Source organism: Pseudoponticoccus marisrubri, from assembly GCF_001482405.1.
Lineage (GTDB): Bacteria > Pseudomonadota > Alphaproteobacteria > Rhodobacterales > Rhodobacteraceae > Pseudoponticoccus > Pseudoponticoccus marisrubri.
This window is the reverse complement of record NZ_LPXO01000004.1, coordinates 236,288-260,440: the sequence shown is the minus strand read 5'-3', so window position 1 is coordinate 260,440 and position 24,153 is coordinate 236,288. Positions and strand designations below refer to the sequence as shown.

24 protein-coding genes are annotated in these 24,153 nt (G+C 68.1%); 17 read left to right on the top strand and 7 right to left on the bottom strand.

The genetic code is table 11. The features are described from left to right. On the bottom strand, positions 1-1,296 hold the full coding sequence (locus AVJ23_RS09270) for an adenylosuccinate synthase (RefSeq protein ID WP_058861892.1): 1,296 nt from the start codon (positions 1,294-1,296) through the stop codon (positions 1-3). 138 nt (positions 1,297-1,434) lie between these two features. Between AVJ23_RS09270 and AVJ23_RS09265 the strand changes: the two genes are divergently transcribed. The 3 genes from AVJ23_RS09265 (at position 1,435) to pyrG (ending at position 4,336) form a co-directional block, all read left to right on the top strand. Beyond that, a complete protein-coding gene (locus AVJ23_RS09265; RefSeq protein ID WP_058861891.1) occupies positions 1,435-1,830 on the top strand; it encodes a DUF6524 family protein in 396 nt (131 codons plus the stop codon). 294 nt (positions 1,831-2,124) lie between these two features. Further along, a complete protein-coding gene (gene secG / locus AVJ23_RS09260) occupies positions 2,125-2,508 on the top strand; it encodes a preprotein translocase subunit SecG (protein WP_058861890.1) in 384 nt (127 codons plus the stop codon). 184 nt (positions 2,509-2,692) lie between these two features. Then, positions 2,693-4,336: a CTP synthase gene (pyrG, locus tag AVJ23_RS09255; RefSeq protein ID WP_058861889.1), complete on the top strand. Its 1,644-nt coding sequence runs from the start codon at positions 2,693-2,695 to the stop codon at positions 4,334-4,336. Positions 4,337-4,674: 338 nt separating this feature from the next. On the opposite strand, the gene AVJ23_RS09250 is transcribed toward pyrG, so the two are convergent. The 4 genes from AVJ23_RS09250 to AVJ23_RS09235 form a co-directional block, all read right to left on the bottom strand. Then, positions 4,675-5,952, bottom strand: a complete 1,278-nt coding sequence (locus AVJ23_RS09250; protein ID WP_058861888.1) for a TRAP transporter large permease — start codon at positions 5,950-5,952, stop codon at positions 4,675-4,677. Between the two features lie 4 nt (positions 5,953-5,956). Beyond that, positions 5,957-6,520, bottom strand: a complete 564-nt coding sequence (locus tag AVJ23_RS09245; RefSeq protein WP_058861887.1) for a TRAP transporter small permease — start codon at positions 6,518-6,520, stop codon at positions 5,957-5,959. Between the two features lie 91 nt (positions 6,521-6,611). Next, entirely contained in the window at positions 6,612-7,607 is a 996-nt protein-coding gene (locus AVJ23_RS09240; protein WP_240484574.1) for a sialic acid TRAP transporter substrate-binding protein SiaP, read from the bottom strand. Positions 7,608-7,639: 32 nt separating this feature from the next. Beyond that, complete coding sequence (locus tag AVJ23_RS09235) at positions 7,640-9,400, bottom strand: Ldh family oxidoreductase (RefSeq protein WP_058861886.1); 1,761 nt, start codon at positions 9,398-9,400, stop codon at positions 7,640-7,642. A 526-nt stretch (positions 9,401-9,926) separates the two neighbouring features. On the opposite strand from AVJ23_RS09235, the gene AVJ23_RS09230 reads away from it, so the two are divergent. Then, the gene (locus AVJ23_RS09230) at positions 9,927-10,547 is read left to right on the top strand and encodes a DUF2306 domain-containing protein (RefSeq protein WP_240484579.1); all 621 of its coding nucleotides are present in this window, start codon (positions 9,927-9,929) and stop codon (positions 10,545-10,547) included. Between the two features lie 10 nt (positions 10,548-10,557). Here AVJ23_RS09230 and AVJ23_RS09225 read toward each other — a convergent pair whose 3' ends face one another. After that, positions 10,558-11,025 (bottom strand): hypothetical protein, encoded by a 468-nt coding sequence (locus AVJ23_RS09225; RefSeq protein ID WP_058861884.1) that lies wholly within the window; start codon positions 11,023-11,025, stop codon positions 10,558-10,560. Positions 11,026-11,154: 129 nt separating this feature from the next. Between AVJ23_RS09225 and AVJ23_RS09220 the strand changes: the two genes are divergently transcribed. From AVJ23_RS09220 to AVJ23_RS09160, 13 genes are all read left to right on the top strand, one after another. Beyond that, positions 11,155-11,937 carry a 23S rRNA (adenine(2030)-N(6))-methyltransferase RlmJ gene (locus AVJ23_RS09220; RefSeq protein ID WP_058861883.1) on the top strand — a complete coding sequence of 261 codons (783 nt, stop codon included), beginning with the start codon at positions 11,155-11,157 and terminating at the stop codon, positions 11,935-11,937. Between the two features lie 83 nt (positions 11,938-12,020). Continuing rightward, entirely contained in the window at positions 12,021-12,464 is a 444-nt protein-coding gene (locus AVJ23_RS09215; RefSeq protein ID WP_058861882.1) for a tellurite resistance TerB family protein, read from the top strand. Between the two features lie 57 nt (positions 12,465-12,521). Next, a complete protein-coding gene (locus tag AVJ23_RS09210) occupies positions 12,522-12,962 on the top strand; it encodes a tellurite resistance TerB family protein (RefSeq protein ID WP_058861881.1) in 441 nt (146 codons plus the stop codon). After that, the gene (locus tag AVJ23_RS09205; protein WP_058861880.1) at positions 12,959-13,705 is read left to right on the top strand and encodes a phosphate/phosphite/phosphonate ABC transporter substrate-binding protein; all 747 of its coding nucleotides are present in this window, start codon (positions 12,959-12,961) and stop codon (positions 13,703-13,705) included. Before AVJ23_RS09210 ends, AVJ23_RS09205 begins: the two co-directional genes overlap by 4 nt. Before the next feature lie 110 nt (positions 13,706-13,815). Next, complete coding sequence (locus AVJ23_RS09200; RefSeq protein WP_058861879.1) at positions 13,816-14,592, top strand: ABC transporter ATP-binding protein; 777 nt, start codon at positions 13,816-13,818, stop codon at positions 14,590-14,592. A gap of 65 nt (positions 14,593-14,657) precedes the next feature. After that, positions 14,658-15,392: a transporter substrate-binding domain-containing protein gene (locus AVJ23_RS09195; protein WP_058861878.1), complete on the top strand. Its 735-nt coding sequence runs from the start codon at positions 14,658-14,660 to the stop codon at positions 15,390-15,392. Between the two features lie 72 nt (positions 15,393-15,464). Then, positions 15,465-16,343 carry an ABC transporter permease gene (locus tag AVJ23_RS09190; RefSeq protein WP_084794402.1) on the top strand — a complete coding sequence of 293 codons (879 nt, stop codon included), beginning with the start codon at positions 15,465-15,467 and terminating at the stop codon, positions 16,341-16,343. 106 nt (positions 16,344-16,449) lie between these two features. Next, a complete protein-coding gene (locus AVJ23_RS09185; RefSeq protein WP_058861987.1) occupies positions 16,450-17,256 on the top strand; it encodes an ABC transporter permease in 807 nt (268 codons plus the stop codon). Positions 17,257-17,321: 65 nt separating this feature from the next. Next, entirely contained in the window at positions 17,322-18,668 is a 1,347-nt protein-coding gene (locus AVJ23_RS09180) for a glutamine synthetase family protein (RefSeq protein ID WP_058861876.1), read from the top strand. A 46-nt stretch (positions 18,669-18,714) separates the two neighbouring features. Beyond that, the gene (locus AVJ23_RS09175) at positions 18,715-19,398 is read left to right on the top strand and encodes a type 1 glutamine amidotransferase (RefSeq protein WP_058861875.1); all 684 of its coding nucleotides are present in this window, start codon (positions 18,715-18,717) and stop codon (positions 19,396-19,398) included. After that, positions 19,395-20,753 (top strand): glutamine synthetase family protein, encoded by a 1,359-nt coding sequence (locus tag AVJ23_RS09170; RefSeq protein ID WP_058861874.1) that lies wholly within the window; start codon positions 19,395-19,397, stop codon positions 20,751-20,753. Before AVJ23_RS09175 ends, AVJ23_RS09170 begins: the two co-directional genes overlap by 4 nt. A gap of 46 nt (positions 20,754-20,799) precedes the next feature. After that, a complete protein-coding gene (locus tag AVJ23_RS09165) occupies positions 20,800-22,101 on the top strand; it encodes an NAD(P)/FAD-dependent oxidoreductase (protein WP_058861873.1) in 1,302 nt (433 codons plus the stop codon). Between the two features lie 179 nt (positions 22,102-22,280). Beyond that, the gene (locus AVJ23_RS09160; RefSeq protein ID WP_058861872.1) at positions 22,281-23,489 is read left to right on the top strand and encodes a DegT/DnrJ/EryC1/StrS family aminotransferase; all 1,209 of its coding nucleotides are present in this window, start codon (positions 22,281-22,283) and stop codon (positions 23,487-23,489) included. Between the two features lie 44 nt (positions 23,490-23,533). Here AVJ23_RS09160 and phaR read toward each other — a convergent pair whose 3' ends face one another. Beyond that, entirely contained in the window at positions 23,534-24,073 is a 540-nt protein-coding gene (gene phaR / locus AVJ23_RS09155; protein ID WP_058861871.1) for a polyhydroxyalkanoate synthesis repressor PhaR, read from the bottom strand. Positions 24,074-24,153 lie beyond the last annotated feature (80 nt).

Below are 24,153 nucleotides of genomic sequence, written 5' to 3'. Positions count from 1 at the left end.
TTAGTCCGCGAACGGGTCGGTGACAAGGATCGTGTCCTCGCGTTCCGGCGAGGTCGAGAGCAGCGCCACGGGGCAGCCGATCAGTTCCTCGACACGGCGCACGTACTTGATGGCCGCGGCCGGCAGGTCCGCCCAGCTGCGCGCCCCCTCGGTCGAGGCCGACCAGCCCTCCATTTCCTCGTAGATGGGCGTGCAGCGCGCCTGCGCATCCGCCGCGGTGGGCAGGTAATCCATGCGCACGCCGTCCAGCTCGTAGCCGACGCAGATCCTCAGCGTCTCGAACCCGTCCAGCACGTCCAGCTTGGTCAGCGAGATGCCGTTCACCCCCGAGGTCGCGCAGGTCTGGCGCACCAGCACCGCGTCGAACCAGCCGCAGCGCCGCTTGCGCCCGGTGGTGGTGCCGAATTCATGCCCGCGCTCTCCCAGCCGCTGGCCGTCGGCATCCTCCAGCTCGGTCGGGAAGGGCCCCTCGCCCACGCGGGTGGTATAGGCCTTCACGATGCCCAGCACGAAGCCCACCGCCTCGGGGCCGACGCCGGTGCCCGTGGCCGCCTGCCCCGCGATCACGTTCGAGGAGGTGACGAAGGGATAGGTGCCGAAATCGATGTCCAGAAGCGCGCCTTGCGCGCCCTCGAACAGGATCCGCTCGCCGGCGCGGCGGCGCTCGTTCAGCACCTTCCAGACCGGCCCGGCATAGGGCAGGATCTTGGGCGCCACCTCGCGCAGAGCCGCCAGCAGCGCGTCGCGGTCCACCGGCTCGAGCCCCAGCCCGCGGCGCAGCGCGTCGTGATGCAGCAACGCCCGGTCGACCCGCGCCTCCAGCGTGGCGTCATCGGCCAGGTCGGCCACGCGCACGACGCGCCGGCCGACCTTGTCCTCATAGGCCGGGCCGATGCCACGCCCGGTGGTGCCGATCTTGGTGCCCGAAGAGGCCGCGGCCTCGCGCGCGCGGTCCAGTTCGCCATGGATCGGCAGGATCAGCGGCGTGTTCTCGGCGATCATCAGCGTCTCGGGCGTGATCTCCACGCCCTGCGCGCGCACCGTCTCGATTTCGTCCACGAGGTGCCAGGGGTCCAGCACGACCCCGTTGCCGATCACCGACAGCTTGCCGCGCCGCACCACGCCCGAAGGCAGCGCGTGCAGCTTGTAGACCTCGCCCTCCACGACCAGCGTGTGCCCCGCATTGTGGCCCCCCTGGAAGCGGCAGATCACGTCGGCCCGGCTGGACAGCCAGTCCACGATCTTGCCCTTGCCCTCGTCGCCCCACTGGGCGCCCACGACCACCACGTTCGCCATCTCGGTCCTCTCACGTCGTCAAACCCGTGCCGGTATATCGCTGCCATGGCGGGCGCGAAACCGCAAACTGCGCATCTGGGCGCTGGACAGGGGCGGGGTTTGCGGGCAGGTGCAGGGCATGTCCGTTCCGGAGGTCCCATGAGTTTCGTCCTGCGCTGGCTGTTCGCCTTCCTTCTGCTTGCCGCCACCTACAACCCGACCCAGTGGAACTTCATCCGCTGGAGCATGGCCCATTACGAGACGCGGCTCTCGGTGGTGGTGCTGCTGGGGCTGGTGCTGCTGATCGGCTATGTCATCTACCTGCGCGCGACGCTGCGCTCGATCGGCGGGTTCGGCATGCTGCTGGTGCTGGCGCTGGTCGGCGCGATCCTCTGGGTGCTGCGCGATCTCGGGCTGATGGATCTGAGCGATCCCAAGCTGGCCACCTGGGTGGGGATCTTCGCGCTATCGCTCGTGCTGGGCGTGGGGCTGAGCTGGTCGATCATCCGCCGGCGCCTGTCGGGCCAGGTCGACATGGACGATGTCGAGGAGTGAGCGGCGGGCCCGCCGGGGGAGCGAGTGTCCCGATCACGGGCGGAGCCCCCGGGTCCGGCAAAGCCGGATGATCTCTCCGGGGGAGAGATCACGCCGCGAACGAGCCGAGCCCCCGGGTCCACCGCAGGCCGCAATGCCCCCCTTCTCCGGCCCACGCGTCACGGCTGATCGCGCGCCCCACGGGACGGTGGGCGGGGCGAGGTCGCAGACGAGCGCCGACCCGCCGGCCATCCTGCTTGCACCGGCGCGACGCATCCCCTACATGGTCGCAAACACCGACACGTTGCAGGGCCCATGGAAAACGTCATCCTGATCATCCATCTTCTTCTCGCGCTCACGCTGATCGGGATCGTGCTCCTGCAGCGCTCCGAAGGCGGCGGGCTGGGCATGGGCGGCGGCGGCGGTGGCGCCATGAGCCAGCGGTCGGCGGCCACGGCCCTGGGCAAGCTGACCTGGGCGGTCGCGATCGCCTTCATCTGTACCTCGATGACGCTGACGGTGATCGCCGCGCAGAACGCCTCGGGCAGCTCGATCCTCGACCGGCTGGGCGGCTCGACCCCGGCGGCCGAGACCGAGACGCCGGGCACCGGCGGCATCGACACCGATGCGCTGCTGCCCCCGCCCTCGGCTACCGACGGCGCCGCCGAGGATGCGCCGCTCGTGCCGCGCGCCGACTGACACACCTACAAGAACTTGCAGAGATGCAACCGACCGCAACAGCATCTTGCGGTCGGCTGGACAATTTCATGCGAATCCGCTAAGGCTTGAATCCCGTGATGCTGCCGTCCGTCAGGGCGGCGGGACAGCTTTGGACCGGCCGCCGGCAGGCTGGCTTTCAGGACAATTCACGGGGTTTGGCCACATGGCACGTTTCATCTTCATCACCGGCGGTGTGGTCTCGTCGCTCGGCAAGGGGCTGGCCTCGGCGGCGCTCGGCGCGCTGCTGCAGGCGCGCGGCTTCTCGGTTCGGCTGCGCAAGCTCGACCCCTACCTGAACGTCGATCCCGGCACCATGTCCCCGTTCGAGCATGGCGAGGTCTTCGTCACCGACGATGGCGCCGAGACCGATCTCGATCTCGGCCATTACGAGCGCTTCACCGGCGTGCCGGCGCGGCGCACCGATTCCGTCTCGTCGGGGCGGATCTACACCAACGTGCTCGAGAAGGAGCGCCGCGGCGACTATCTGGGCAAGACGATCCAGGTGATTCCGCACGTCACGAACGAGATCAAGGATTTCATCTCGATCGGCGAGGACGAGGTCGATTTCATGCTCTGCGAGATCGGCGGCACGGTGGGCGACATCGAGGGGCTGCCCTTCTTCGAGGCGATCCGTCAGTTCAGCCAGGACAAGCCGCGCGGGCAGTGCATCTTCATGCATCTCACCCTGCTGCCCTGGATCAAGGCCAGCGGAGAGCTCAAGACCAAGCCCACCCAGCACTCGGTCAAGGAACTGCGCTCGATCGGCCTTGCGCCCGACATCCTCGTCTGTCGCTCCGAGGGGCCGATCCCCCAGAAGGAGCGCGAGAAGCTGGCGCTGTTCTGCAACGTGCGCCCCGACAGCGTGATCGCCGCGCAGGACCTGCGCTCGATCTACGAGGCGCCGCTGGCCTATCACCGCGAAGGGCTGGACCAGGCCGTGCTGGACGCCTTCCAGATCCATCCCGCGCCCAAGCCGATCCTCGACAAGTGGGAGGATGTGAACGACCGCATCTTCAACCCCGAGGGCGAGGTCACCGTGGCCATCGTGGGCAAGTACACCCAGCTGGAAGACGCCTACAAGTCCATCGCCGAGGCGCTGACCCATGGCGGCATGGCCAACCGCGTCAAGGTGCGGGTGGAATGGGTCGATGCCGAGCTCTTCGAGCGCGAGGACCCGGCCCCCTATCTCGAGCAATACGATGCGATCCTCGTGCCCGGCGGCTTTGGCGAGCGCGGCACCGAGGGCAAGATCAAGGCCGCGCAATACGCGCGCGAGAACGACATCCCCTATCTCGGCATCTGCCTCGGCATGCAGATGGCGGTGATCGAGGCGGCGCGCAACGTGGCCGGCGTCGCCAAGGCGGGCTCGGAAGAGTTCGACCACGAGGCCGGCGAGAAGCGCTTCGAGCCGGTGGTCTACCACCTCAAGGAATGGGTGCAGGGCAACGAGAAGGTCAACCGCCGCCCCGATGACGCCAAGGGCGGCACGATGCGGCTGGGCGCCTATGACGCGGTGCTGTCCAAGGGCTCGCGCGTGGCCGAGATCTACGGCCGCACCGCCATCGACGAACGCCACCGCCACCGCTACGAGGTGGACATCACCTATCGCAAGACGCTCGAGGAAAAAGGCCTGTGCTTCTCGGGCATGTCGCCGGACGGCAAGCTGCCCGAGATCATCGAATGGCCCGACCACCCCTGGTTCATCGGCGTCCAGTTCCACCCCGAGCTGAAGTCCAAACCCTTCGACCCGCATCCCTTGTTCAGGGATTTTGTCAGGGCGGCGAAAGAGGTGTCGCGGCTGGTGTGACACGGGAGCGTGCTCCGCGTGTCACGCCGCCCTCACCGGCGGCCGATCTGGGATGCCCGCGCGACTCTTCGGATCGATGCATAGACTGATGCCAATTGCTGCGGACGCTTGGACCGATTGCTTTCGCGTACAGGTCGATCGCCCGCGACCGCGTCCCCGGGCTTCCATCGGGCTGTATCCTGTCAGCATGGTCATCCCGAACGTCTCCCCAGGCGCTTCGCAAACCGCTTTTCATGACCGCTCGGTCGGGCGTCGCTGCAGCCGCTTGACCAGCGCAAAACACAATCCGGCCCCCGCGACGACACGCGGGGGCCGGTTCGGGAAGCGGGGCCGGAGCCCTAGCGGTAGATCAGCGTCGGCAGCCACATGGCGATGCCCGGGATGAAGGTCATCAGCAGCAGGCACAGCACCAGCGGGATCAGGAAAGGGGCGGTGGCGACGACGCAGCGCTCGAACGGGACGCCGGAGACCCGGCTGAGCACGTAGAGCACCATGCCCACCGGTGGTGTCAGCAGCCCCAGCATCAGGTTGAGCACCATGATCACGCCGAAATGCACCGGGTCGACGCCCAGCTCGACCGCGACGGGCAGCAGCACCGGCACGAGGATGGTGATCGCAGCGACCGTCTCCATGAAGCAGCCCACCACCAGAAGCACGACGTTCATCAGCAGCAGGATGACCCAGGGCCGGTCCGAGAGCGACAGCAGCAGCGTGGCGGCGGCCTCGGGCACGCGGTTCGAGGTGAGGATCCAGGCAAAGATCGAAGCGGCGGCGACCACGAAGAGCACCACGGCAGTGGTCTCGATCGTATCGTAGCTGACCCGCAGGAACCGCTTGAGCGACAGGGTGCGGTAGACCACGAGCCCCAGGAACAGCGCGTAGGCACAGGCCGCGACGGCCGCCTCGGTCGGGGTGAAGGCGCCCGACAGGATGCCGCCCACGATGATGACCGGGGTCAGCAGCGACAGGAAGGCGCGCGCGAAGGTCACTTGCAGCAGCTTGAGCGCGAAGGGCTGGTCACGCTTGAAACCGCGCACCCGGGCGAAATAGGCGATCATCAGCATCAGAGAGGCCGCCATGACGAGCCCCGGCAGAAAGCCCGCCGCGAAGAGCTGGCCGATCGAGGCGCCCGAGACGACGCCGTAGATCACCATCGGCAGCGAGGGCGGGATGATCGGGCCGATGGTCGAGGAGGCGGCGGTGACGCCCACGGCAAAGCCCGGGTCGTAGCCGGCATCGCGCATCGCCTTGATCTCGATCGAGCCCAGCCCGCCGGCATCGGCCACCGCGGCACCCGACATGCCCGCGAAGATGACCGAGGCGCCGACATTCACATGGCCCAGCCCGCCGCGCATCCAGCCCACGAGGGCGAGGGCGAAACTGAAGATCCGTTCGGTGATGCCGGCACTGTTCATCAGGTTGCCGGCAAGGATGAAGAAGGGCACCGCCAGCAGCGGGAAGCTGTCCACGCCGTTGATGACCCGGTGGGCCACCACCATCGGCGGCACGTGGCCGGTCATGATGAACAGCGCCGAGGCGCCGGCCAGCGCGATGGCCACGGGCACACCGAAGAGCAGCATCAGCCCGAGGATGAGGAAGAGCAATGCGATGGTCATGGGATCAGTCCGCTCCTTTGAGATCGCCGTGATCATCGGGATCGATCAGGCGGCTGGTGCCCGTGCGAAGATGCTTCACGGTGTTCCACAGCCCGTAGAGCGTCATCGCCGCGAAGCAGATGGCGACGTAGTAGTAGAGATACGACTTGGGCACCTCGATCGAGACCATCAGCTGCCCGGTCCGTCCCGCCAGCTGCAGCGTCAGGTAGACCATGCCGGCATAGAAGGCGGTCGACAGCACGTCGATCAGCAGCTGCGCCACGCGGCGCACCGGGCGGGGAAGGTAGCGATAGATGAACTCGACCGCGATATGCGAATTCTTGCGGGTCGCCATGACGGCGCCCGTGAAGGTGACCGCGATCAGCAGGAAGCGCGCGATCTCCTCGGTCCAGCCCAGCGAATTGTTCAGCACGTAGCGGGTGAAGAATTGCAGGAAGACCACGAAGGCGAGGATCCAGAAGATGACGAGCACGGGGATGTCGGTCGCCGACACGTCCGACAGGTCGTAATCCTCGTCATCCTCGACCTCGATCTTGGCCGTCTGGAGTTCGTCCTGGATCTTCGACATCGACAGGTCCTTTTCGAGTGGTCAGGCCAAGGCATGCGGGGAGGCCGCGCGCAACCGCGCGGCCTCGTTTCGTTCGACAGGGAAAGCGGGATCAGCCGTCGGCGCCGATCGCCTGCAGGCGGTCATAGGTTTCCTGGTCCCAGGTCGCCATGTCGCCGTTATGCATCTCCATCACCGCCTCGCGGAACGGGGTGATGTCGACCTCGTTGACGTTCACGCCCTGCTCGCGGAACCAGTCGGCCAGCTCGGCCTCGGACTGGCGGATCTGCGTGGTGACGCAATCCGAGGTCTCTTCGATCACGGTGGCCAGCGTCTCCTGGTCACCTTCGTCGAGGCTGTTCCAGGTCGGCCCGCCGACGATGCCCAGAAGCGAGTCGACGATGTGCCCGGTCAGGTTGATGTCGGACTGCACCTCGTAGAACTTCTTGGCCTGGATCGTGGGCAGCGGGTTCTCCTGCCCGTCCACCGTGCCCTGCTGCAGTGCCAGGTAGACCTCGGCAAAGGCGATGGGCGTGGGGTTGGCGCCGACCGCGCGCGGGAACATCATGTAGAGCGGCGCATTCGGCACGCGCAGCTTCATGCCCTCCATGTCGGCGGGCTCCGAGATGGTCTCGTTCGAGGTGGTGTGGCGCGCGCCGTAATAGGCCAGCGTCACCGGGTGGTTGCCGGTCGCGTTCTCGTAGCCGTCCAGCATCTCCTGGAACAGGTCGCTGTTGCGATAGGCGTCCCAGTGGTCGTAGTCGCGGAACATGAAGGGCGCGCCGCCGATGGCGATGGGACCGTAGGAGCGGCCCGCGAAAAGCTGGCCCGTCCAGATGATGTCCACCGTGCCGAGGCCGAGCCCCTCGTTGATGTCGACCTCCTTGCCCAGCGACGAGGCCGGGAACACCTCGATGCCCAGCCGGTTGTCTGTCGCCTCGGCCAGCTTGTCGCCGGCTTCGACCGCGCAGGTGTGGTAGGGCTCGCTGGATTCGTAGACATGCGCCCATTTCAGCACGCGGTCGGCCTCCTGCGCCGCCGCCGGCAGGGCGAGGCCCATGGCCGTGGTTGCCGCCAGTGCGATCTTGAAAGTCTTGTCGATAGTCACTCGTACGTCCTCCCTTGGTTGAAGTCTTTCCCTTACCGCTCGGCCGCCTCCTCCAGGCAGGCAAGCGGCGGGATGTCCCGGCCCTCGGCAAAGGCGTCCAGGGCCGTGACGGTGGTCTGGTCGAGCACCAGCCCGTCCCGGCGGCGCCGGTCCGCCTCGGCCCATTCGCGGTCGCCCGCGGCCATGACCGAATCCGACGGCGCCGCGGCCGAGGCGCGGATGCCGTCGCGGTAGCGCCGGATCACGCCCTCGAAGATCGCGCGGCCCATGAAGGCCTCGGGGTCGAGCGCCAGCACGAAGGCCCCCATGCCGCGCGGCGTCTCCATGTCGTCCGAGATCATCGGCGCGATCTCGCGGCTGAGCGGTGCGTCCGACAGCGCGGTGGACAGGATCTCGGGGATGCCGGCGAGGCCCGCGCCCTTGTAGCCGAAATCGCCCCCCAGAGGGGCCAGCATCTCGCAATGCGCGGGCGCGGTGGTGTCGATCCCGTCCACGTCCGACGCGGTGCCCGGTGGCAGGGTCAGTCCCAGCGACCGCGCCAGCTGGACCTTGTTGAAGGGGATCGCGCTGGTCGCCATGTCGAACAGCCAGACCGGCTCGTCCGGGCCGGCGCTGGCGGCGAAGGCGATCGGGTTGGTGCCGTGGAAGCGTTCGGCCCCGCCATGCAGCCGCACGAACGGGTCGGAATTGCAGACGCAGAGCCCGGCCATGCCGGCCTCGGCGATGGCCTTGGCATAGGCCCCCGCGGCCCCGAAATGCGAGGAGTTGCGGATCGCCACCACGCCCACGCCCATTTTGCGCGCCATCTCGATGGCGCGTTCGGCCGCGGCATAGGTGGCGCGCGCGCCATGCGCGTCATTGGCGTCCAGCACCGCGGCCGAGCCGGTGTCATGCACCAGTTTCATCTCGGGGCGGGGGTTCAGGCGGCCGCGCTCCAGCCCTGACAGGTAATGCGGCAGCAGGCGATAACCGTGGCTGTCCACCCCGTGCAGCGAGGCATGGCTGAGCGCGCGGGTGACCGCCTCCACCGTTTCGGCATCGGCCTGAACCGCCTGCAGCGCGGCGCGGGCAAAGCGCTCCATCTCCTCCAGCGGCACGCGGCGGCGCCCGCCGGCACTGCTGCGGCTGGTTTGCAACGCCGCGTAATCCGCCACATTGCTGCGGATGTGCTGGCCCAGAAGATCGGCCGCGCGATCGGGATCGGCGTCACGCACCGCCTCGACCAGGGCCAGATGCGTGGCATGCGAGCGGGTGATGCGCCCCCGGTCGCCGGTCAGTCGCGTGCGGATGGACTGGATGCGCGAGGCGATGGTGACAAAGGATTTCTCGAGATAGCGGTTGCCGCAGCGGCGGAAGATCTCGAGATGGAACTGGTGGTCGGCCCGGGCGAAGGCGTCGATGTCATTGGCCTCCAGCGCCTCGGCCCCGCGCTGGGTGAAGACCTCGAGCGCCCGGGCCAGCCCGGTCGCATCACGCGCGATGGCCAGCCGGACACCCTGCGTCTCGAGGATCTCGCGCAGGTGGCCCAGGTCCGAGACATCCTCGCTCGACAGCGAGATGACCCGGGCCGAGCGGTTGGGCGACATGACCACCAGACCTTCCTGCGCCAGCTCGACCAGAGCCTCTCGGATCGGGCTCTTGCTCATGTCCAGCATTACCGACAGCTCGGCCTCGCGCAGCGTCCGCCCGAAGGCAAAGGCATCGGACATGATCCTGTCCCGGATCCAGTCGCGCGCCTGCTCCGAAAGCTTCTTGCGCGCATGGCCATCGTTCTGTGCTGTGGGTTGCGTCATGTCTTGCTCCATCGGCACATTGGTATATGATATATCATATACCGCAAGAAAAATCTCCGGCACGACGCGGCAGCGGAGGATCAAGTCAGGGCCAGAAGCATCTTCGCACATGCGGCAAGCCCCTGAGCTGACGCCCGAAATACCGGCGCAGCAGAGGCTTCACACGCGATCACGCCGCTGTCAGGGTGGGGGCCGGCTATTTCGGGACTTCGTCCGCGCGGCGAAAGAAGTGTCGCGGTTGGTGTGACGCGGGGGCTTGCTCCGCGTGTCGCTCCGCCCTCACCGGCGGCCGATCTGGGATGCCCGAGCGACTCTTCGGGCCCTGCACCGGACGCTCTTCGCTTTCTTGCCATCGAACGGGCCGAGGCGGTTGTCCGACCTGTCGAAGTGAGGGTCATGGCGGTTTGATGGCAAGGTCCGGATGCCGCCCGACGACCAACCGCGGTCCCGCGTCCCCTTCCCGCACGGACGGAACCGCCCTACCCTTGCCGGTATGATACGCCGTCTCGCCCCCTCTGCCTTGCTGGTGCTTCTGGCCTTGCTGACGTTGCCCTTCGTGGCGCATGCGCTCAGCCGGCCGGTCCTGGCGCTGGCGGGGGAGGCGGAGGCGTTGGGGCGGTTGTTTCATCCCGGGGCGTGGCTCGCGAACGGGGCGATCTATGGCCACATGCTGAGCGGCGGGGTGATCACGCTGCTGGTGCCGTTGCAGTTGTTGCCGGTGATCCGCCGGCGGGCGCCGCGGCTGCATCGGGTCTCGGGTTACCTCCTTGCGGGGCTCGCGCTGGTGACCGGCATCGCGGGGCTGGTCTATATTGCCTTGAAAGGCACGATCGGCGGGCCGTGGATGTCGTTCTGGTTCGGGCTCTACGGCCTGTTGATGATCCTTGCCGCGGTTGCCACGGTCCGGCATGCCCGCAACCGCGATTTTGCACGCCACCGCCGCTGGGCGCTGCGCCTGATGGTGCTGGCCGTGGCCTCGTTCCTCTACCGGGTGCATTACGGGCTGTGGTTCATGGCCACCGGCGGGATCGGCGTCGAAGACTTCCACGGCGCTTTCGACCGCGCGATGGTCTGGGCCTTCTACCTGCCCTACCTGGCCGCGCTGGAGCTGTGGTTCCGGCGCGCGCGGCGCCTGCGCCCGGCCTGAGACACGCCCCTCAGCCGACCAGGACCGCCCAGAGACAGCCCCAGCCCGAACGATCGGAGCAGAGCGTCTCGCCCACGCGCTCGCCCATCATGTAGAGGAAGCCCGCGAAGGCCAGCGTGTGGGTGAAATAGACCAGCCGGCCGCGCCGTTCGATCCCGCGCCGGCTCAGCGCCGCGTTCAGATCGGGGAAGGCCTTGTTCAGCCGGCGGTACTCGCGGCTCATCGTGGCGGCGATGTCGTAATGGGTCACCAAGGCGGTGCCGTTGATCCAGGTGAAGGCCGCGATGGCCACGGCGAAGAGCATTCCGAACGAGCCGTCGATCTGGCCCTGGTAGAAATGCAGGAAGCCGAAGAGCGGGATGTAGGAGGTGACGAACATCCCCCAGATGAAGTCGATCTTCTGCCAGACCATGACGAAGACCCGCAGGTATTCCAGCAGCTCCTTCTCGCGCGCGTCGCGGTCGGTGAGGGCAGTCATGAAACGGGTCTCGATCGCGGTCGCTGAAAATCGCTGTCAGACTAGCGGAACGGGCCGGGGTCGCAAGGCGTGACCTTGCCGGGCGGGGCTGCTAGGGGCATCCTGCTCCTTCGCGCTGCCGGAATTGCCATGCTGTCCTATCAACACGCCTACCATGCCGGGAACCTTGCCGACGTGCACAAGCACGCGCTGCTGGCCGTCGCGCTCGACTACCTGACGCGCAAGGACAAGCCGCTCAGCTATCTCGAGACCCATGCCGGGCGCGGGCTCTATGACCTGTCGGACGCGCCGGCGCGCAAGACCGGCGAGGCGGCGCAGGGGATCGCGCGGGCCGAGGCCTGGTTCGGGTCCGATCACCCCTATGCGAGGGCGCTGGCCGCCGTGCGCGCGCAGCATGGCGACACGGCCTATCCCGGCTCGCCGCTGATCGCGCAGACGCTGCTGCGCCCCGGCGACCGGATGCACCTCGCCGAGCTGCACCCGCAGGAACACGCGGCGCTGCGCACGGCCGTGCGCGGGCGCGAGCTGCGGCTCTACCGGCAGGACGGGCTGGAGATGGCGCAGAGCCTCTGCCCGCCCGAGCCGCGCCGCGGGCTGATCCTGCTCGATCCCAGCTGGGAGGTGAAATCCGAATATGCCACCCTGCCCCGCGTGATCACGGCGCTGGCGCGCAAGTGGAACGTGGGCATCGTCATGCTGTGGTACCCGCTGCTGGCGGATGCGCCCCACGCGCCCATGCTGGCGGCGCTGATGCGCGACCACCCCGACGCGCTGCGCCACGAGGTGCGCTTTCCGCCGGTGCGCAAGGGGCACCGGATGGTCGGATCGGGGCTGTTCGTGCTGAACCCGCCCTGGGGGCTGGACCGGGCCGCCACCGAGCTGGACGGCCATTTCAAGGCGCTGCGCGGCTGAGCCCGGGCGTGGCGCTTTCCCCGTTTCCCGCGGCCGGCCGGCCATGCTAGGGACAGCGCGACAGACCCATCCCGGAGCCCGCCATGCTGGAACGGCTGACCGCGTTCTTCCACCGCAAGACCCCGACCGAGACCCCCCTGCCCGAGCCCGATGCACGGCTGGCGCTTGGCACCCTGCTGGTGCGGGTCGCCATGGCGGACAAGGCCTATCTCTTCGAGGAGATCGAGCAGATCGACCGCATCCTCGCCGCGGCCTATGACCTGAACCCGATCGAGGCGGCCAAGATGCGCGCCACTTGCGAGAAGCTGGCCACGAAGGTCACCGACGACCAGAAGCTGGCCGCGCTGGTGCGCGAGTCGGTCGAGTACGACCACCGCCGCGAGAAGGTGCAGGCGCTCTGGCGCGTCTCGCTGGCCGATGGCGTGACCGATGACCGCGAGGCGGCGCTGGTCGAACTGGTCGAGGAGGTGCTGGGCGTGGAGCGCCGCGATTCCGAGGCCGCGCGCGCCGCCGCCGTGATCCCCTGACCGGCGCCGTCGCGCTTTGCGATTGAGCGGCGCGGCCCCCGGCCCTATATCCACCCCATGTTTGCAGATTTCCTGAAGCGGCTGACCGCGCCCGAGCCCGAAACCCTGCCCGATGCCGATGCCCGGCTGGCGCTGACCGCGCTGCTGGTGCGCGTGGCGCGCTCGGACGGGGTCTATGACGAGTACGAATCGACCCGGATCGACCGGATCGTCTGCACCCGCTACGGGCTCTCGCCCTTCGAGGGGGCACGGCTGCGCGCCGATGCCGAGCAGCTGGAAGCCGAGGCGCCCGACACGGTGCGCTTCACCCGCGCCATCAAGGACGCCGTGCGCTACGAGGACCGGATCGCGGTGATCGAATCGCTCTGGCAGGTGGCGCTGGCCGACGGCGCGCGTGACGCGCAGGAGGATGCGCTGCTGCGGCTGGTCTCGAACCTGCTGGGCATCAGCGACCGCGACAGCGCGCTGGCCCGTCAACGGGTGGAGCGCGAGACGTGATCGCCGCACTGCCGATGTACTGGCGGCCCGAAACGGCCGCGTCCTGGCGCCTGTTCTGGCGCGCGGTGCAGGCGCAGCTGCCGCAGCTGCCCGACCTGACCGCAGCCGAGGACCTGCCGGCCGACTGGTACAGGCATTGGCGCGCGCCCGATCTTGCGCTGTCGCATCTCTGCGGCCTGCCCTATGCGCGCGGGTTGTCGGAGGACGTCACCTATGTGGGCCATTTCGATTTCGACCTGCCGGGCACGCCGCCGGGCTATTACCGCTCGGCCATCGTGACCCGACAAGGCGAGCAGCCCCCCTGGTCCGAGCTGACGCTGGCCTATAATTCCGATGACAGCCAATCCGGCTGGGGCGCCGCGCGGATGACCCACCCGGCCGGGTTCACCGCCACGCTGGCCACGGGCGCGCATGTGAACTCGGCACGTGCCATTATCGAGGGGCGGGCCGACATCGCCTTCATCGACGCGGTTACGCTGCGCATCCTGACCCGCGTTCTGCCGGATCTGGTCGCCGGGCTGCAGGTGCACGGCCACAGCGTGCCGACCCCCGGCCTGCCGCTGATCGCCGCACGCGGCACCGACCCCGCGCCGATGCGCGCCGCGCTGGCCAATGCGCTGACCACGCTGCCCGAGGCGGCCCGCGCCGACATGGGAGGGCCGGTCGCGCTGGTGCAGCTGGCAGCCGACGCGTTCGACATGCTGCGCGCCGACACCGGCCCGGTTGCCGCGGAAACAGGCTGACCTTTCGTCACGCTGCCGATTTGCAGGGCGGTGCGGGCGGATTGCGCATTGCATCGTCCGCGCGTTTCGCGCCATCCTGCGCGCCAGTATGAGCAACGCGCTGGTGAGACGTGTCTGACCGAGACCCCGTGATCGAGATCCGCAACCTGCACAAGGCCTACGGGTCGCTCGAAGTGCTGCAGGGCGTCGACATCATGGCGCGCCGGGGCGACGTGGTCTCGCTCATCGGCTCCTCGGGCTCGGGCAAGTCAACGCTGCTGCGCTGCTGCAACCTGCTCGAGGACAGCCAGCAGGGCGAGATCCTGTTCAAGGGCGAGCCGGTGCACTGGAAGGGCACCGGGCATGGCCGCCGGCCGGGCGATCCCAAGCAGGTGCTGCGCATCCGCACGAACCTGTCCATGGTATTCCAGCAGTTCAACCTGTGGGCCCACATGACCATCCTGCAGAACGTGATGGAGGCGCCCCTCACCGTGCTGGGGCGCGAGCGTGCCGCGGTCGAAGACGCCGCGCGCGGCTATCTCGACAAGGTGGGGATTGGCGACAAGTGCGACGCCTATCCCGCGCAGCTGTCGGGCGGCCAGCAGCAGCGCGCCGCCATCGCGCGCGCGCTCTGCATGGAGCCCGAGGCGCTGCTATTCGACGAGCCCACCAGCGCGCTGGACCCCGAGCTGGAGCAGGAGGTGGTGCGCGTCATCAAGGACCTCGCCGCCGAGGGGCGCACCATGCTGATCGTGACCCATGACATGAAGATGGCCCATGACGTCAGCGACCACGTCGTGTTCCTGCACAAGGGCCTGGTCGAAGAAGAGGGCGCGCCGGAGACGCTGTTCGGCGCGCCGAAATCGGAGCGGCTGCAGGGGTTCCTGCAGTCGACCGTGCACGCGTAGGATGGCAGACCATCCTGCCCGCACATAGGCGGGGATCCCCGCCACAAGACACAGGGAGTAAACAGATGAACAAGATCCTGATCTGCGCTGCCGCCGCGACGGCCCTTGCCTCGGCCGCACTGGCCGAAAGCCACTCGGTCGTCCGCCTGGGCACCGAGGGCGCCTACCCTCCGTACAACTATCTCGACGATTCGGGCGAGGTCGCCGGGTTCGAGCGCGTGCTGGGCGACGAGCTTTGCGCCCGCGCCGAGCTGACCTGCGAATGGGTCACCAATGACTGGGATTCGATCATTCCGAACCTCGTCAGCGGCAATTACGACGCGATCATCGCCGGCATGTCGATCACGCCCGAGCGGGACGAGGTGGTGGACTTCACCCAGAACTACACCCCGCCCTCGCCCTCGGCCTATGTCGCCATGAGCGACGGCATCGACCTCGAGACCGCCATCGTCGCGGCGCAGACCGGCACCATCCAGGCGGCCCACATCGCCTCGATGGAGGATGCGGTGCTGGTCGAGTTCCCGAACCCCGACGAGACCGTTGCCGCCGTGCGCGCCGGCGAGGCCGACGCGGTGCTGGCCGACAAGGACTTCCTGATCCCGGTGGTCGAGGAATCGGGCGGCGAGATGATGTTCGTGGGCGAGGACATCCCGCTGGGCGGCGGCATCGGCATGGCATTCCGCGAATCCGATCCCGAGATGCGCGAGAAATTTGACGCCGCGATCCAGTCGATGAAGGATGACGGTTCGCTGAACGAGCTCATCATCGAGTGGCTGGGCGAGGATTCGCCGCGCTTCTGAGCGGTTTCGGCGGGGTGATCCCCGCCCTTTTGGCGCGGCGGGGCCTGCCCTGCCGCGCCGGAGGCAAGAACGATTTTCTCCTACTGCGCTGATCCCGAGACGCTGAACGGCCTGGCCTGGCTGTCGTGCTACCTGACCACGGGCAAGCACATGGCCTTCTACGTCTCGTTCGGCACGGTGCTGCTGCTGCTGGCGATCACCGCGCCCGTGGCGCTGGCCTTCGGTTTCGGCGGCGCCATCGCGGCGCGCTCGCGCATCCTGCCGCTGCGCTGGTTCGGGCGCGGCTATATCGCCATCGTGCGCGGCGTGCCCGACATCGCCTTCTTCCTGTTCTTCGTCATCGCGCTGGACCAGGGGTTCGAGTGGCTGCGCCACCAGCTGAAATGCCCCGACTGGGAGGACCCGATCCGGCAAGGCAACGATTTCGTGGTCTGCACCGCCGCCAAGCTGCCGCTGGGCAATGCGCCGCAATGGGTGCACGAGACCTATGGCTTCTCGCTGGCGGTGCTGACCTTCGCCATCGTCTTCGGCGCCTTCGCGGCCAACGTGCTGTTCGGCGCCATGCGCGCCGTGCCGCGCGCGCAGCTGGAGACCGCCGAGGCCTATGGCATGAGCCCGCGCCAGACCTTCTGGCGGATCCTCGTGCCGCAGATGTGGGTCTATGCGCTGCCGGGCCTGTCCAACCTGTGGATGGTGCTGATCAAGGCCACGCCGCTGCTGTTCCTGCTGGGGGTCGAGGATATCGTCTTCTGGGCGCGCGAGTTGGGCGGGGCCAAGACGCCGCGCTTCACCGATTACCCGCATGGCGACTGGCGCATGTGGTATTTCCTGGTCCTGCTGATCTTCTACCTGGCCTTCACGCGCGTGTCCGAGCTGGTGCTGGACCGGATCATGGCCCGGCTGACCCGCGGGCAGGCCACGCTGGGCGGCACGCAGGGGGCGGCGCCATGAGCGTGACATCCCCTGTCAGGGGGCGCTGCCCCCTCGGCCTGCGGCCTCACCCCCGGAGTATTTTCGGAAAGATGAAACAGGGGGCATGGCCCGCCCGGAGGGCGTCATGAGCTGCTGGGAGACGGTGATCGATTACGGGCTGCGCTCGGTCGGGATCGGCGAGCGGCTGCTGCCGCGGGACAATTTCACCCTGTGCCAGCAGTTCACGCTGATCGGCTCGGGCATGATCTGGAACATCTATTTCGGCACGCTGGCGCTGTTGTCGGGGTTCTTCCTGGCCACCGCCGTGGCCCTGGGCAAGGCGGCGCAGAGCCCGGTCCTGCGCAAGGCCAGCACGTGGTTCATCTTTGTGTTCCGGGGCTCGCCGCTCTTCATCCAGTTCTTCTTTGCCTATTTCGCCTTCCTGTCGCTGAAATCCGTGGCGCCCTTCTTCGATCCGTTCACCGCGGCCTGGCTGGGCGCGCTGATCGTGCTGTTCCTGAACACCGCCGCCTATTCCGGCGAGATCTTCTACGGTGCGCTGCAATCGGTGCCGCGCGGCGACCTGGAAGCGGCGGATGCCTATGGTTTTGCCGGCTGGACCAAGTTCCGCAAGATCACCTGGCCCACCATGCTGCGGCTGGCCTGGCCGGCCTATACCAACGAGGCGATCTTTCTGTTCCACGCCACCACGCTGGTCTATTTCTCGGGCTTTCCGGCCTGGCAGCAGCGCGGCGACGCGCTGTATTACGCCAATTACTTTGCCGACAAGACCTTCAACCCGTTCATCCCCTACCCGATCCTCGCGGGCTATTTCATCGCGCTGACGCTGGTCATCATCGGGCTCTTTGGGCTGGTCAACCGGCGGCTGAACCGGCACCTGCCGCAGGAGCGGCGCCGCAAACTGGTCTTCCGGCCGACCTTGCTGCGCTGAGATCCCCTTGCGCGCGGGCGCGGCTTCGGGCATCAATTTGATCAAATTCCGAAAGAGTCGCTTCCATGCCCGCCCCCAGCGCCGACTGGCTTCCCGCCCATCCGCTTGTCCGCACCATTCGCGCCGCCGCCTGCGACCTGAACGGGGTGGCCCGCGGCAAGCGCATGCCCATCCCCTCGGCCCGCAAGGTACTGACCGATGGCACGCGCTTTCCCATGTCGGTGCTCAACCTCGACATCTGGGGCGAGGATATCGAGGACAGCCCGCTGGTCTTCGAGACCGGCGATCGCGACGGACTGCTGCTGCCGACCGAGCGCGGCTTCACCCCGATGCCCTGGCTGGAGGCGCCGACCGCGCTGCTGCCGCTGTGGATGTATCACGAGGACGGCCGGCCCTATGACGGCGATCCGCGCCACGCGCTGGCGCAAGTGGTGGCGCGCTACGCCGCGCGCGGCCTGCGCCCCGTGGTGGCGGTCGAGCTGGAATTCTTCCTGATCGACGACAGCGGCCGCAACCTGCAGGTGCCGATCAGCCCGCGCTCGCGCAAGCGGCGCAAGGCGGCCGAGATCCTGTCGATCCGTGCGCTGGACGCCTTCGACACGTTCTTCACCGATCTCTACGATGGCTGCGAGGCGATGGAGATCCCCGCCGACACCGCCATCTCCGAGGCCGGGCTGGGCCAGTTCGAGATCAACCTGAACCACGTGGATGACGCGCTGAAGGCAGCCGACGATGCGTGGCTGTTCAAGATGCTGGTCAAGGGGCTGGCGCGGCGGCACGGCTTTGCCGCCTCCTTCATGGCGAAACCCTACGAGGATTACGCCGGCAGCGGGATGCATGCGCATTTCTCGGTGCTGGACGAGGCCGGGCGAAACATCTTCGACGATGGCGGCCCGCGCGGCACCGACACGCTGCGCCACGCCATCGCCGGCTGCCTGGGCGCGATGCATGACAGCACGCTGATCTTCGCGCCGCATCTGAATTCCTATGACCGGCTGGTGCCCGAGGCGCACGCCCCCTCGGGGCTGTGCTGGGCCTACGAGAACCGCACCGCGGCGATCCGCGTGCCCTCGGGGGCGCCGGCGGCACGGCGGATCGAGCACCGTGTCTCGGGCGGCGACGTGAACCCCTATCTCGCGCTCGCCGCGATCCTGGGCGCCGCGCTGAACGGGATCGAGGACGGCATCGACCCGCCCGAGCCGATCACCGGTAATGCCTATGCGCTGGAGCTGCCGCGCATCCCGACCGACTGGCAGGGGGCGATCGACGCCTTTGCCAGCTCGCAGGTGATGCCGCGCATCTTCCCGCGGCAGCTGATCGACAACCTGCTGCTGACCAAGCGGCAGGAAATCCGCGACATGGCCGAGCTGACCGACAGCGAGCGGGTCGACATCTATCTCGATACGGTCTGAACTGCAGGCGCGGCGCGACAGGCAGGTCGCCGCAGAAGGGTGAGACATGAAGATCGGCATTCTGGAAACCGGGCTGCTGGTGCCCGAACTGGCCGAGAGACACGGAACCTATCCGCAGATGTTCGAACGGCTGCTGGCCGGGCGCGGCTTTGACTTCGAGACATGGTCGGTGGTGCAGGAGCAGTTCCCCAACGGCCCCGAGGCGGCCGAGGGCTGGCTGATCACCGGCTCGCGCCACGGGGTCTACGAGGACCACCCGTGGCTGCCCCCGCTGGAGCAGCTGATCCGCGACATCACCGCCGCCGGGCGCCCGCTGGTCGGGGTCTGCTTCGGCCACCAGGTGATCGCCCAGGCCCTGGGCGGCCGGGTCGAGAAATTCGCCGGCGGCTGGTCCGTGGGCCCGCAGGATTACGATTTCCCCGGGGGGCGCCGCCGGCTGCAGGCCTGGCACCAGGACCAGGTCATCACGCCGCCCGAGGGCGCGCAGACCGTGGCCCGCAGCGATTTCTGTGCCCATGCGGCGCTGCTCTATCCCGGGCGCGCCTACTCGGTGCAGCCCCATCCCGAGTTCGACGATGCCACTGTCGGCGGGCTGATCGAGAAACGCGGCCCCGGCGTGGTGCCCGATGATCAGCTGGACGCCGCCCGGGCCGGGCTGGGCCAGCCGCTCGACAGCGCCCTGCTGGCCGACCAGTTCGAACGCTTCTTTCGCGAAAGGCGGATATCATGACCGACTGGCTCGACACCCTGCCCGACGCGGCACGCGGCTATCTCGAGGGGCGGCGCCTCGACGAGGTCGAATGCGTCATCGCCGACCTGCCTGGCATCGCCCGGGGCAAGGCGGTACCGGCCTCCAAGTTCGCCCGGCAGAAGCATTTCCACCTGCCCGATTCGATCTTCTTCCAGACCATCACCGGCGACTGGGGCGAGGCCGCGGACGAGGACGGCTTCATCGAGAAGGACATGATCCTGCGCCCCGACATGACCACCGCGACCGCCGCCCCCTGGACCGGGGACTGGACGCTGCAGGTGATCCATGACGCCTTCGACCGGCGCGAGGCGCCGATCGCCTATGCGCCGCGCAACGTGCTGAAACGCGTGGTCGCGCTTTACGAGGCGCAGGGCTGGAAGCCGGTGGTGGCGCCCGAGATGGAATTCTTCCTGATCGCCCGCAACCTCGACCCGGCCAAGGATATCGAGCCCATGGTCGGCCGCTCGGGCCGTCCGGCCGCCGCGCGCCAGGCCTATTCCATGACCGCCGTGGACGAGTTCGGCCCGGTGATCGACGACATCTACGATTTCGCCGAGGCGCAGGGCTTCGAGATCGACGGCATCACCCAGGAAGGCGGCGCCGGGCAGCTGGAGATCAACCTGCGCCATGGCAACCCGGTCAAGCTGGCCGACGAGGTGTTCTACTTCAAGCGGCTGATCCGCGAGGCGGCACTGCGCCATGACTGCTTTGCCACCTTCATGGCCAAGCCCATCGCCGACGAGCCGGGCAGCGCCATGCATATCCATCACTCGATGCTGGATGCGAAGACGGGCGAGAACCTCTTCTCCGGCCCGCAGGGCGGCGAGACGGATGCCTTCTACCATTTCATCGGCGGGCTGCAGCACCACCTGCCCTCGGCCATCGCGGTGCTGGCGCCCTACGTCAATTCCTACCGCCGCTACGTCAAGGATCACGCCGCGCCGATCAATCTCGAATGGGGCCGCGACAACCGCACCACCGGCATCCGCATCCCGCTCTCCGAGCCGCAGGCACGGCGGGTCGAGAACCGGCTGGCCGGCATGGATTGCAACCCCTATCTCGGTATCGCCGCCTCGCTGGCCTGCGGCTATCTCGGCCTGATGGAGGAACGCCGCCCCACACGCCAGTTCCGCGGCGACGCCTACGAGGGCGAGGGCGATTTCCCCCGCGTGCTGGGCCAGGCGCTGGACCTTTTCGAGGATGCCACCGCCCTGCACGAGGTGCTGGGCCCCGAATTCGCCCGCGTCTTCGCCATCGTGAAACGCGCCGAGTACGAGGAGTTCCTGCAGGTGATCTCGCCCTGGGAACGCGAACACCTGCTGCTCAACGTCTGATCGCCCGCAAGGGCCCAACCGACACGGACCCGGGCGAGGCTTGGCCATGGACCTGCTCTTTTCCAACGACCGCCGCGGCAGCTATCCCGACAGCTGGTATGCCGCGACGTCCAATCCGCCCGCGCCGCGCCCGCCGCTCAGGGGGACGGCAAAGGCCGATATCTGCGTGGTGGGCGGCGGCTATACCGGGCTCTCCGCCGCGCTGCACCTGGCCGAGGCCGGCCGCTCGGTCGTGCTGCTCGAGGCGCATCGGGCCGGGTTCGGCGCCTCGGGGCGCAATGGCGGGCAGCTGGGCTCGGGCCAGCGGCAGGACCAGGTCACGCTCGAGAAACGGCACGGGCGCGAGACCGCGCAGCGGCTCTGGGCGCTGGGACAGGAGGCCAAGGCGCTGGTCGCCGATCTCGTGGCGCGGCACGACATCCCCTGCGACCTCACCCATGGGCTGGCCTGGGCGGGCGGCTCTGACGCCTCGGTGCGCGACCTGCACGCCTATGCTGCGCATATGGCCGAGCACTACGACTACCCGCTCGAGGCGCTCGACCGCGACGCCTTTGCCGCGCTCTGCCCTTCGCCCGCCTATCGCGGCGGGCTCTTCGACCCCGGCGCCGGCCACCTGCATCCGCTGCAACTGGCCCTGGGCCTCGCCCGCGCCGCCGAGGCTGCCGGCGCGCAGCTCTTCGAGGGCAGCCATGTGCACCACGTCCGGCACGGATCGAAACTGGTGGTGCAGACCGATGCCGGCCGCGTCGAGGCAGACCAGCTGATCCTCGCCTGCAACGGCTATCTCGGCGGGCTCGACCGACAGGTGGCCGCGAAGGTCATGCCGATCAACAATTTCATCGTCGCGACCCAGCCCCTGGGCGCCGAGGCCGCCCGCGTGCTGACCCGCGACATCGCCGTCAGCGATGACCGTTTCGTGGTCAATTATTTCCGGCTGAGCCGCGACGGGCGGCTGCTCTTCGGCGGCGGCGAAAGCTATGGCTACCGCTTTCCCTCGGACATCCGCGCGGCGGTGCGCAAGCCCATGCTGCGCGTCTTCCCGCATCTCGCCGACACGCCGCTCGACTATGCCTGGGGCGGAACGCTGGCCATCACCCGCGCGCGCATGCCCTATCTCGCGCGGCTCGCCCCGAACGTGCTCAGCGCCTCGGGCTATTCCGGCCATGGCGTCGGCAACGCGGTGCAGGCGGGCAAGCTGATGGCCGAGGCGCTGCGCGGCCAGTCCGACGGGTTCGACACGTTCCGCGCCCTGCCCGCCGCCCCCTTCCCCGGCGGTGGCGCGCTGCGCACCCCCCTGCTCGTCCTCGCAATGAGCTGGTTCGCCCTGCGCGACCGGCTGGGGTTCTGACCCGCTCTTTCATCTTTCCATAAATACTCGATCCGACACCCGGCCACGCCGCCGGACGGCGCCCCATCCTGTCGCGCCGCGGCCACAGGCCGCCCCTCCACGCGCCCCGCAGGGCACAGGTTTCTTTTGCCTTGCCGACCCCCTTGTTTTACCTTTTCCGAAACGCCGCTTTCAGAAAGATGAAATCAATGCTGCCAAACATGCATGATGCCGAGCCGATCCCCGAGCAGGCCCGCGAAGAGATCGACCGCCTTCTGCAGTCGGGTGACCTCTTTCGCTACACCACGCCCGACCGCTCGCCGGTCACCCTGCTGGAGCGGGAATTCGCGGCGCATATGGGGGTCGCCTACGCGCTGGCGGTGTCCAGCTGTTCGGCCGCGCTGTTTTTGTCGCTCAAGGCGCTCGGCCTGCCCCGCGATGCGCGCGTGCTGGTGCCGGGCTTCACCTTCGCCGCCGTGCCCTCGGCGGTGATCCATGCCGATTGCGTGCCCGTGCTCTGCGAGGTCGGCGCCGATTACCGCATCGACATGGCCGATTTCGAGGCGCAGCTGGACGGCGTGCAGGCGGTGATCGTCAGCCACATGCGCGGCCACACCTCGGACATGGACCGGATCCTGGCGCTCTGCACCGCGCGGGGCCTGCCGGTGGTCGAGGATGCGGCCCATTCGCTGGGCACGACCTGGAGCGGCCGGCAGATCGGCACGCTGGGCGCGGTGGGCTGTTTCAGCTTCCAGAGCTACAAGCTGCTCAATGCCGGCGAGGGCGGCATCCTGATCACCGACGACCCCGAGATCGTGGCCCGCGCGGTGATCCTCTCGGGCGCCTATGAACACAACTGGCGCGGCCACGTGGCCGGCGCGGATGCCGCGCTGGAACAGGCCTTTGCTCGCTGGCAGAACCGGCTGCCGCTCTACAACCTGCGCATGTCCAACCTCTCGGCGGCGGTGATCCGGCCGCAGATCGCGCAGATCCCGCGCCGCGTGGCGGATGGCCGGCGCAACCACGACCACGTGGCCGCGCGCATCGCGCAGAGCCCGTGGATCTCGGTGCCCTCCCCCCTGCCGCCCGAGCAGCGCGCCCCGGATTCGTTGCAGTTCAACCTTGACGGGCTGACGGAGGACGAGGTGACCGCGTTCGTGGCAGCGGCCGCCGATGAAGGCGTCAAGGTACAGGTCTTCGGGCTGAGCCGCGACAATGCGCGGGCCTTCTGGAACTGGAAGTTCCTGCCCGAGGCCCGCGACCTGCCGGCCACGCGGGCGATGCTGATGCGGGCCTGCGACACCCGCCTGCCCGCCCGGCTGACGGTGGCGGAGTGCGATCTTGTCGCCGACGCCCTGCTGCGGGCGATGGATGCGGTGATGGGCCGTCCGCGCGCCTACGGCACCTGAGGCCCCGCGCCCGACCAGGGGGCGGCCCGCGCCGCCCCTCCGGCTTACTTTTCCAGCTTGGCGAGCTTCTGCTGAAGCTCGGCGACCTGGCGCTTTATCGCGTCCAAATCCTCGCTCTCGTCCTCCTGCCCGGGCGTGTCCGGCCCGGTGCCGGCCATGCGGCCCGACATCGCCTTGAGGAACGCTTCCTGCTGCGCCTGCATCGCCTCGAAACTCTTGGCCATCGGGTTCATCGAGTTCACGTTCTCCAGCCACTTGGACTGGCTGTCGCGGAACATCTCGAAACTGGCGGCCAGGAATTGCGGCACGGCGCTGGTGGCATGGGTCGTGTAGGACCGCACCAGATCGGTCAGCACGTTGATCGGCAGGACGCTTTCGCCCTTGCTCTCATGCTCGGCCACGATCTGCAGAAGGTATTGCCGCGTCAGGTCGTCGCCCGATTTCAGGTCGACGATCTGCACCTCGCGGCCGTCCCGGATGAACCCGGCGATGTCCTCCATCGTCACGTAATCCGAGGTCTCGGTATTGTAGAGCCGGCGACTTGCGTAGCGCTTGATCAGCAGCGGCTTTTCCGGTTCGGCCAAAGGCTCCCCTCCCCTGGTCATGATGCAATGCAGCAAAGCTTATGCGAGTGCAGAAGAAAAGGGAACCCGTGCAATGCTGC

Excerpts from the sequence above, each read along its gene's own strand:
- AVJ23_RS09270 (WP_058861892.1), bottom strand. The coding sequence starts at position 1,296 with ATGGCGAACGTGGTGGTCGTGGGCGCCCAGTGGGGCGACGAGGGCAAG.
- AVJ23_RS09265 (WP_058861891.1), top strand. The coding sequence starts at position 1,435 with ATGAGTTTCGTCCTGCGCTGGCTGTTCGCCTTCCTTCTGCTTGCCGCC.
- secG (WP_058861890.1), top strand. The coding sequence starts at position 2,125 with ATGGAAAACGTCATCCTGATCATCCATCTTCTTCTCGCGCTCACGCTG.
- pyrG (WP_058861889.1), top strand. The coding sequence starts at position 2,693 with ATGGCACGTTTCATCTTCATCACCGGCGGTGTGGTCTCGTCGCTCGGC.
- AVJ23_RS09250 (WP_058861888.1), bottom strand. The coding sequence starts at position 5,952 with ATGACCATCGCATTGCTCTTCCTCATCCTCGGGCTGATGCTGCTCTTC.
- AVJ23_RS09245 (WP_058861887.1), bottom strand. The coding sequence starts at position 6,520 with ATGTCGAAGATCCAGGACGAACTCCAGACGGCCAAGATCGAGGTCGAG.
- AVJ23_RS09235 (WP_058861886.1), bottom strand. The coding sequence starts at position 9,400 with ATGACGCAACCCACAGCACAGAACGATGGCCATGCGCGCAAGAAGCTT.
- AVJ23_RS09225 (WP_058861884.1), bottom strand. The coding sequence starts at position 11,025 with ATGACTGCCCTCACCGACCGCGACGCGCGCGAGAAGGAGCTGCTGGAA.
- AVJ23_RS09220 (WP_058861883.1), top strand. The coding sequence starts at position 11,155 with ATGCTGTCCTATCAACACGCCTACCATGCCGGGAACCTTGCCGACGTG.
- AVJ23_RS09215 (WP_058861882.1), top strand. The coding sequence starts at position 12,021 with ATGCTGGAACGGCTGACCGCGTTCTTCCACCGCAAGACCCCGACCGAG.
- AVJ23_RS09210 (WP_058861881.1), top strand. The coding sequence starts at position 12,522 with ATGTTTGCAGATTTCCTGAAGCGGCTGACCGCGCCCGAGCCCGAAACC.
- AVJ23_RS09195 (WP_058861878.1), top strand. The coding sequence starts at position 14,658 with ATGAACAAGATCCTGATCTGCGCTGCCGCCGCGACGGCCCTTGCCTCG.
- AVJ23_RS09185 (WP_058861987.1), top strand. The coding sequence starts at position 16,450 with ATGAGCTGCTGGGAGACGGTGATCGATTACGGGCTGCGCTCGGTCGGG.
- AVJ23_RS09180 (WP_058861876.1), top strand. The coding sequence starts at position 17,322 with ATGCCCGCCCCCAGCGCCGACTGGCTTCCCGCCCATCCGCTTGTCCGC.
- AVJ23_RS09175 (WP_058861875.1), top strand. The coding sequence starts at position 18,715 with ATGAAGATCGGCATTCTGGAAACCGGGCTGCTGGTGCCCGAACTGGCC.
- AVJ23_RS09170 (WP_058861874.1), top strand. The coding sequence starts at position 19,395 with ATGACCGACTGGCTCGACACCCTGCCCGACGCGGCACGCGGCTATCTC.
- AVJ23_RS09165 (WP_058861873.1), top strand. The coding sequence starts at position 20,800 with ATGGACCTGCTCTTTTCCAACGACCGCCGCGGCAGCTATCCCGACAGC.
- AVJ23_RS09160 (WP_058861872.1), top strand. The coding sequence starts at position 22,281 with ATGAAATCAATGCTGCCAAACATGCATGATGCCGAGCCGATCCCCGAG.